5 protein-coding genes are annotated in these 6,991 nt (G+C 73.6%); 3 read left to right on the top strand and 2 right to left on the bottom strand.

All coding sequences use genetic code 11. The annotated features are described in order from the left end of the window. The first annotated feature begins 319 nt into the window (after positions 1-319). Positions 320-1,147: a TIGR03620 family F420-dependent LLM class oxidoreductase gene (locus tag AC5LSR_RS09395; RefSeq protein WP_250286601.1), complete on the top strand. Its 828-nt coding sequence runs from the start codon at positions 320-322 to the stop codon at positions 1,145-1,147. 70 nt (positions 1,148-1,217) lie between these two features. On the opposite strand, the gene purQ is transcribed toward AC5LSR_RS09395, so the two are convergent. Beyond that, positions 1,218-1,952, bottom strand: a complete 735-nt coding sequence (gene purQ / locus AC5LSR_RS09390) for a phosphoribosylformylglycinamidine synthase subunit PurQ (RefSeq protein WP_250286603.1) — start codon at positions 1,950-1,952, stop codon at positions 1,218-1,220. Positions 1,953-2,302: 350 nt separating this feature from the next. Here purQ and AC5LSR_RS09385 point away from each other — a divergent pair, with 350 nt between their 5' ends. After that, positions 2,303-3,388 (top strand): DUF5926 family protein, encoded by a 1,086-nt coding sequence (locus AC5LSR_RS09385; RefSeq protein WP_493468359.1) that lies wholly within the window; start codon positions 2,303-2,305, stop codon positions 3,386-3,388. 218 nt (positions 3,389-3,606) lie between these two features. Next, positions 3,607-4,797, top strand: coding sequence for a geranylgeranyl reductase family protein (locus tag AC5LSR_RS09380; protein ID WP_250289553.1), 1,191 nt, complete (start codon positions 3,607-3,609; stop codon positions 4,795-4,797). Between the two features lie 117 nt (positions 4,798-4,914). Here AC5LSR_RS09380 and AC5LSR_RS09375 read toward each other — a convergent pair. Next, on the bottom strand, positions 4,915-6,991 hold a 2,077-nt coding region (locus AC5LSR_RS09375; protein ID WP_493468358.1), incomplete at its 5' end, for a MinD/ParA family ATP-binding protein.

Below are 6,991 nucleotides of genomic sequence, written 5' to 3'. Positions count from 1 at the left end.
GTTCACCACCCCCACCCCACCGGCCGCCGCGTAATCCCGCCGACAGCGACGTCCGCCGGTGCCGGCTGCCGGCTGCCGGCGGTGAAGATCGGCGTGAGTCTGTCGTTGTGTACGCCCAGCGGCCCGAAAACCGTACACAACGACAAACTCGCCCGGATCATGCTCCATCCGGATGCCCCAGGGCTCCCGGTGAGCGGATGCCGACCGGACGAGAGTTCGGCGAAGGACGACGGCCTGACGGAAAGATCTTGAAAAAGATTCGTTGAAGGGGCCTGGTGAAGGCGGAACAGGAACGTCCGGCCGCGGGGTTATGCGGGCTATGGTGATTCTTGGACCGATCGGTATCGCGGCTTCCGGGCTTTCGGCGGATCATCCCGAAGCCGAGATCGACATCGCGCGGGAGGCGGAAGCCCTCGGCTACTCGACGTTGTGGCTGCCGGGCGGCCAGGGCAACAACCTGCCCGTCATCAGCCGCGTCGTGCGCGCGACGGAGCATATTCAGGTGGCCAGCGGCATTCTCTCGGTGGACGTGGTGCCGGCGCGCGAGGTGGCTCAGGCATATGCGGATCTCGAGAAATCATCGCCCGGCAGGTTCGTCGTCGGCCTCGGTGGCGCGCACGGTGCCCGGCCGCTGCAAACGCTCAATTCCTACCTGGACGACCTCGACACCGAAGCCCCGGTGGTACCCGCGGCCGCACGAGTGCTCGCCGCGCTCGGCCCGGCGGTACTCGCCCTCGCCCGCGACCGTGCCGCAGGCGCCTATCCCTTCCTGGTCACCCCGGAGTACGTCGAGGGGGCGCGGGCGACGCTCGGCGCGGACTCGGCGCTGGCGGTGCTGCTGTCGGTCGTGCCCGAGACGGATCCCACCGCCGCACGGGCCGCGGCCGCCGAACCGCTGCGGTTCCTCGGCACCGTTCCCGGCTACCGGCGCAACCTCCTCCGGCAGGGGTTCACGGAACAACAGATCACGGACGTCGACGACCGGCTCGTCGACGCGGTGACCGCGTGGGGGAGCCTCGACACGATCGTCACCCGCGTCCGCGAGTACCACGCCGCCGGCGCTGACCAGGTCGTCCTGCGCATAACCGCCGGCAACGACCCGTTCGACGTCTGGCTCCGCCGTTTCGCCGAAGCGTTGCTCACCTGACGCGTCGCCGCCCTGGCCCGGCTGGTCCGGCCGGCTGGTCTGACCAGCCCCGGCCTGGCCGCCCGGCCGGTCAGCCGGTCGCGGCGGCGGGCTGGCGCCGGTGGGAGAGGACCGAGCGGAACATGGCCAGGCCGTCCGAGCCGGGGCCGGTCAGGGGCTCGACGGCGTGCTCGGGATGCGGCATCAGCCCGACGACCGTGCGTTGCGCGTTGCAGATGCCGGCGATGTCGGCGACCGATCCGTTCGGGTTCCCGCCGAGGTAGCGGGCGACGACCCGCCCCTCACCCTCGAGCTCGGCGAGCGTTCCCGGGCTTGCCACGTAGCGGCCCTCGCCATGCTTGACGGGGATGACCACCTCGTCGCCGGCGGTGTAGCCGGACGTCCACACGGTGGCGGCGTTCTCCACCCGCAGCGGCTGGTCCCGGCAGACGAAGTGCAGGCCGGCGTTGCGGGTGAGTGCCCCGGGCAGCAGCCCGGCCTCGCACAGCACCTGGAACCCGTTGCAGATGCCGAGGACGGGCAGCCCGTCGCGGGCCGCGTCCACGACCGCGCCGATGATCGGGGAGAAGCGCGCGATCGCGCCGGCGCGGAGATAGTCGCCGTAGGAGAAACCACCTGGCAGGACGACCGCGTCCAGCCCGGACAGGTCGGTGTCGCCGTGCCAGAGCGGGACAGCCTCGCCGCCGCCGAGGCGGACCGCGCGGGCGGCGTCCCGGTCGTCGAGCGAACCCGGGAACGTCACCACGCCGATCCGACGGGTGACCGCCGCCGCGTCGCCGGAGAGCTCGTGCTGGTCGATGCTCATGCAGCCTCTCTCGCCACGCTGTCGCCTTTCGCCGCGCTGTCGCTTCCCATCGCGCTGCCGCTTCGAGCCTATCGGTGATCACCTGGCTGTTCCGTGATCGCGGCCGCTCCTTCGGGAACCATCCGCCGTGTGCCCGGCCCAGTCCGGCCCAGCCCGGGCCTGTCCTGCCCGTCCTTCTCCTGCCCGCTCCTGCCCGGCCCAGCCCAGCCCGGCCTGTCTCGTCCGGGCTGCCCCGTCCAGGCTGGACGGGCGGCCGGTGCTCCGTGCCGATGCCCGGGAGTGTCGGACGCGGGTACTAGCCTTGGCCTGTACCCACTGCCAGAGCGCCATCCGCCGAGCCCGAGGAGTACGTGATCGCCCGCCGACAGACCGCCCGTGTTCCTGTGCCGTCGCCCGCCGCGTCCGGTGCCGCCGTCGGCCTGCCCGCCGGTGGCGCGGCGCCCGGGGCCGGGGCGGGATCGGCCGCCTCCCGGCCGGGGCCGGGTGAGCTCCCGGCCGTCGGGCCGCGGTCCCCCTGCCCGTGCGGCTCGGGGCGCCGCTACAAGGCGTGCCACGGCGTGCGGCGGCGCCCTGCGCCCGTCCTGCGGCCCTTCGCCGGCCGGGCCGATGAGCCGGATCTGGTGGCTCTGCGTGAGCTGGTGCCCAGCGCGACCGCCCCGCTGACGCTGGCCGCCGGTCACCTCCAGGAGCATCCCGAGCACGCCGGCCGTTCCATCGTGCTCAGCACGATGCTGCCGCAGGCCGTGCCTGCGCTCGTCCGGGACAACGGGGAGATCCTGCTGGCGATGCAGACCGGTACCGTCAGCGACGACGCGGGCGCGGACATCGCCCGGGCGTTGCTCGAGGCTCTCGACGCGGATCCCGGCACGCCGGTCATCCCGCGGCCCGCCCCGGCGGGAAGCGCGCGGGCGGACGGCGGCCGGGCCGCTCCGACCCTGGTGGACCTGCTGGATCCCGCGCCGCTGGACATCACCGTCCACGCCGGGTTCACCTGGTGGCTCCCGCCGTCGCAGGACGGTGGCAGCCCGGATCCACAGGTTGTGGCCCTGCTGGAGCGGGCGAACGCAGCCGTGGTCCCGACGGCCCGGCTGACCTCGGTGGACGCGGCCTACTGGTGCCGCCCGGGGGAGCGGGCGCATCTGCGCTGGGTCCAGCCGTACGACGAGGAGCCGCTGTTGGACGCTCTCACCCGGCTCGCGGCGGCCAATATTCTTACTGTGGGTGACGGATCCCGTTTTGTCGGTTCGCTCCGGGTGGACGGCCTGGTCGTTCCGGTGTGGGATCTGGCGCCGGACGCCGACGCGGCGAGCTGCGAGGAAGCAGCCGCTACGCTGCGCGATCAACTGGAAAGCGCGGTTGCCGACCGTACCCCGCTCACCCCGGCGGAACGCCGGGTACGCGCCGGTGTGGTCGGCCGGACCCTCACGCTGCGCTGATGCCGCCCGGCCCGCTCGACGACCTGCCCGGCTTGTCCGACGACCTTCCCGGCCCGTCCGACGACCTGCCCGGCTCGCTCGGTTCTCCCGGCGCGCCCAGTTCGTCCGGCCCGCCTGACCGGCCGGTGGTTGGCGAGGCCCGGCCGTCGACGGCACAGGACGGGCATGATCGCACCGCTACCGCTACCGCTACCGATCGGCTGGGGCCGGCCGGTGGCATGTTCGACGTGGTCGTCGTCGGTGCCGGTCCGGCGGGGGCCAGCGCCGCCCGCGCGGCGGCCCGGGCCGGTGCCACCGTGTGCCTGCTCGAACGCGCCGAGCTGCCCAGGTACAAGACCTGCGGCGGCGGCCTGGTCGGCCTGTCGATCGATCATGCCGGTATCGACCTGTCACGGCTGACCCGCGCGAGCGTCGACCAGCTCACGGTCGCACTCGACGGCCGGCTGGCGCGTACCCGCCGTCGGCCGGGCCGGCCGATGCTGTCCATGGTGATGCGCTCGGAGTTCGACCGGGCGCTGGTCGGGTCGGCTCACGCCGCCGGGGCGGTCATCCGGACCGGCGTCCACGTCACGGGAATACGCGAGCACGATGCCGTCGACGGCCACGGCATCGCGGCCGGCCGTGTCGTGGACGGTCATGTTCCGGACGGCCGGGTCGCGGTGACGGTACGCGGTGGCCCGGACGTCGCCGCGCGGGTGGTCATCGGCGCCGACGGCACGTCCGGGCGGGTCGGCACCTATGTCGGGGTCCGTCTCGACCAGGTCGACGTCGGTCTGGAGGGCGAGTTCCCGGTCGACGCCGCAGTGGCACGCCGCTGGGCCGGCCGGATGCTGATCGACCTGGGCCCGGTACCCGGCTCGTACGCCTGGCTGTTCCCGAAGGGTGAGATCCTCACCGTCGGTGTGATCGGCTCACGGGACGATGGCGGCGCCCTGCGCGCCTACTACGCCGACGTGGTGCGCAGGCTCGGCCTGGACGGGGTGACGCCGCTGCACGATTCCGGGCATCTCGCGCGGGTGCGGGCCGTGGGCTCGCCGCTGCGCCGTGGCCGGGTGCTGGTCGCCGGGGACGCGGCCGGCCTGCTCGACCCGTGGACGCGGGAGGGGATCTCCTTCGCGCTGCGTTCGGGGCGGCTGGCCGGGGAGGCGGCCGCGCGCGCCGCCGCCGGTGAGCCGAGCGCGCTGGGCGACTATCCCCGCCGGGTGGAGGCGGCCCTCGGCCCCGAGATGGACGCCGGTCGTGAGGTGCAGGCGGTCTTCGCCCGCCGTCCCGGCCTGTTGTACGCGTCCCTGGCCGTTGTCCCGGGCGGTTTCGGCCTGTTCGGACGGATGTTGGCGGGCCGTTCCACGGTGGCCAACCAGTTGCGCCGGCCCGGCGTCCGCGCGTTGACGGCGGCCATCACCCGCTGAACGCCCCAGGCAGCCCAGGGCACGTGCCGCGGGACGCCCCCGCGGCACGCCGCCGCATGCCGGACCGGAAGCTCGCGGATGGCCGCTGCCCGGCCGGCGCCGCGGGCCCGCCGGCCCCTACCGGATCCGCCCGACCAGCTCCACCGGTCGGGCGGGAGCCCTGGAAGCGGCCGGCGCCCCGGGTGCCCCGGACGCCTGGCCGGGTGTCTTCCGGCTTTCCAGGCCGAACCTCTCGGCGACCGCGCCGGCGATTTCCAGAAAGGCCTTCCTGGTCGCTTTCCGCATCTCTTCGAGGAGAATGTTCCCGCCGACGGCCAGGTGCGGGTCGTAAGGTACCCGGACAACCCGGCGGGTGCGGGCGGCGAAATGCTGTTCGAGCGCGTCCAGATCGACCGACTCCCGGTTCATCGGAAAGGTCGAGATGACCGTCACCGCGTTCTTCACCTGCGCGGTGTACCCGTGCGCGTCCAGCCAGTCCAGGGTGGCGCTGGCGGAGGAGCCGCCGTCCGCGCTGGAACTGCTCACGACCACCAGCGTGTCGGCGAGCTCCAGGATGGCGGGCATGGCGCTGTGCAGCATTCCGGTGCCACAGTCGGTCAGCAGGATCGAGTAGTACCGTTCCAGAATGCCGTCGACGGCCATATAGTCGGTGTCCGTGAACGCCTGGGACAGTTCCGGGGAATTGGCGGAGGCGAGTACCTCCAGCCGGCTGGCGGCCTGTGACAGATATCTGCGGACGTCCACGTAACGGCCCACCGAGCCGGCGTTGTCGAGCAGGTCCCGGACGGTGTTCTCGGATGCCCGCGGCACCTTGGCCCCGAGCGTTCCACGGTCGGGGTTCGCGTCGATCGCCACGATCCGGTCGCCGCGCAGGCTGGCCAGGGCCGAGCCCAGCCCCACCGTGGTGGTCGTCTTGCCGACGCCCCCCTTCAGGGACATCACCGCGATCCGGTGGCAGTCGTTCAGAGGAGCGCTGATGTGCTCGACCAGCAGGCGGTGGCGGGCCTCGTCGGCGGAGAGCCCCGGGTTGACCCTTCCGCCGGAGATTCTGCAGAGAACCCGGCGCCAGCCCCGGGTGGGGACAGCCGGCCGGGCCGGCAGCAGCGCGCTGGTCATGAGCCGGCCGGGCGTACCGTCCTGCGGCACCGGCCGCTGGGGTTCCCCGGGATTTCCCGCGGCGGCCGGGCCGAGTTTCGCCGCTGCCGCGCCCGGATCACCGCCGGGGGCTTCCCGGTTGTTCCGCTCCGCGGGTGCACCGGTCACCTGGAATTCGTTGTCGGGCGGCCGCCGGCTGTTTGTTCCCGCGAGTCCACCGGTCACATGAAAATTGCTGTCGGGTGGCCGCCGGTTGTTCTGCTGGCCGGCCACCGCCGGCCGGGGGGCGGGCGGCGGCGCCGGATATTCGCTGCTCGGATAAGGGCTGCCGGGGTACGGGAAAGCCGTTCCGGCCGGGCCGGGGAACGGCTGGCCGGGCCCGGGCCGGTGCCCGCCGCGCGGGCTGTCGCCGTCCGGGAACAGGGGATTCCCACCGGGGACGGTCGGGAACGGCGCGGTGGACGGGCCCACCGGCGGTTCCGCTGGCGGTGGCGGCGATACGGGTGCCGGGTGCTGCGTGGACGCCAGCGTGTGCGGCAGATGGTCCTGTTCCCGCGGCCCCCGTCCCTGGGTGCCCTGCTCCTGCCCTCGTTGGTCCTGCTCCGGGTGGTTCTGGCCGGGCGGCGGGCCGGCATGGTCGTGACCGGCGTCCGGCGGCTCGGGAGGGCGCCGGGCATCCCCGGGGCGTGCCTCGTGGCGGAGGGGGACAGCGCGTGTGCGACGGTCGCTCGACGGGTGCGGCGGCACGCTGATGAACGTGTCCTGGTCGAACAGCGGATCGTAGGTCGGCGGTTCGAACCAGGGCCGGCCGTTCGCGGCCGGCGCGTCCGAGGCCGCCGGGCCGGCCGGCCCGGCGGTGTTCGTGACAGTGCCCGCCGTGACGTCGTCCACCGCGGTGTACCTGTCCACCACGGCGAAACCGCCGGGTATGCCGTTCGGCACCGGCGGCGTACCCGGGCCGGAGGAGCGCCAGGACGAGGACGACCGGTAGGCCACCTCCGACCACGCGCTGGTGAGCGGGTCGAAGCCGCGTTCACCACCGGGTGGCGCGACGGGCGGCGGCGCCGCCCGCGGCGGTGACGGGGCCGGTGCTCCTGGC

The sequence above is a fragment of the Protofrankia sp. CiP1_Cm_nod4 genome (assembly GCF_982290645.1).
The sequence above is the reverse complement of the archived record's forward strand: the minus strand, read 5'-3'. Positions and strand labels throughout refer to the sequence as shown.

What these genes read in the sequence shown, in the direction of transcription:
- AC5LSR_RS09380 (WP_250289553.1), top strand. Translation starts at nt 3,607, where the DNA reads ATGTTCGACGTGGTCGTCGTCGGTGCCGGTCCGGCGGGGGCCAGCGCC.
- AC5LSR_RS09395 (WP_250286601.1), top strand. Translation starts at nt 320, where the DNA reads ATGGTGATTCTTGGACCGATCGGTATCGCGGCTTCCGGGCTTTCGGCG.
- purQ (WP_250286603.1), bottom strand. Translation starts at nt 1,952, where the DNA reads ATGAGCATCGACCAGCACGAGCTCTCCGGCGACGCGGCGGCGGTCACC.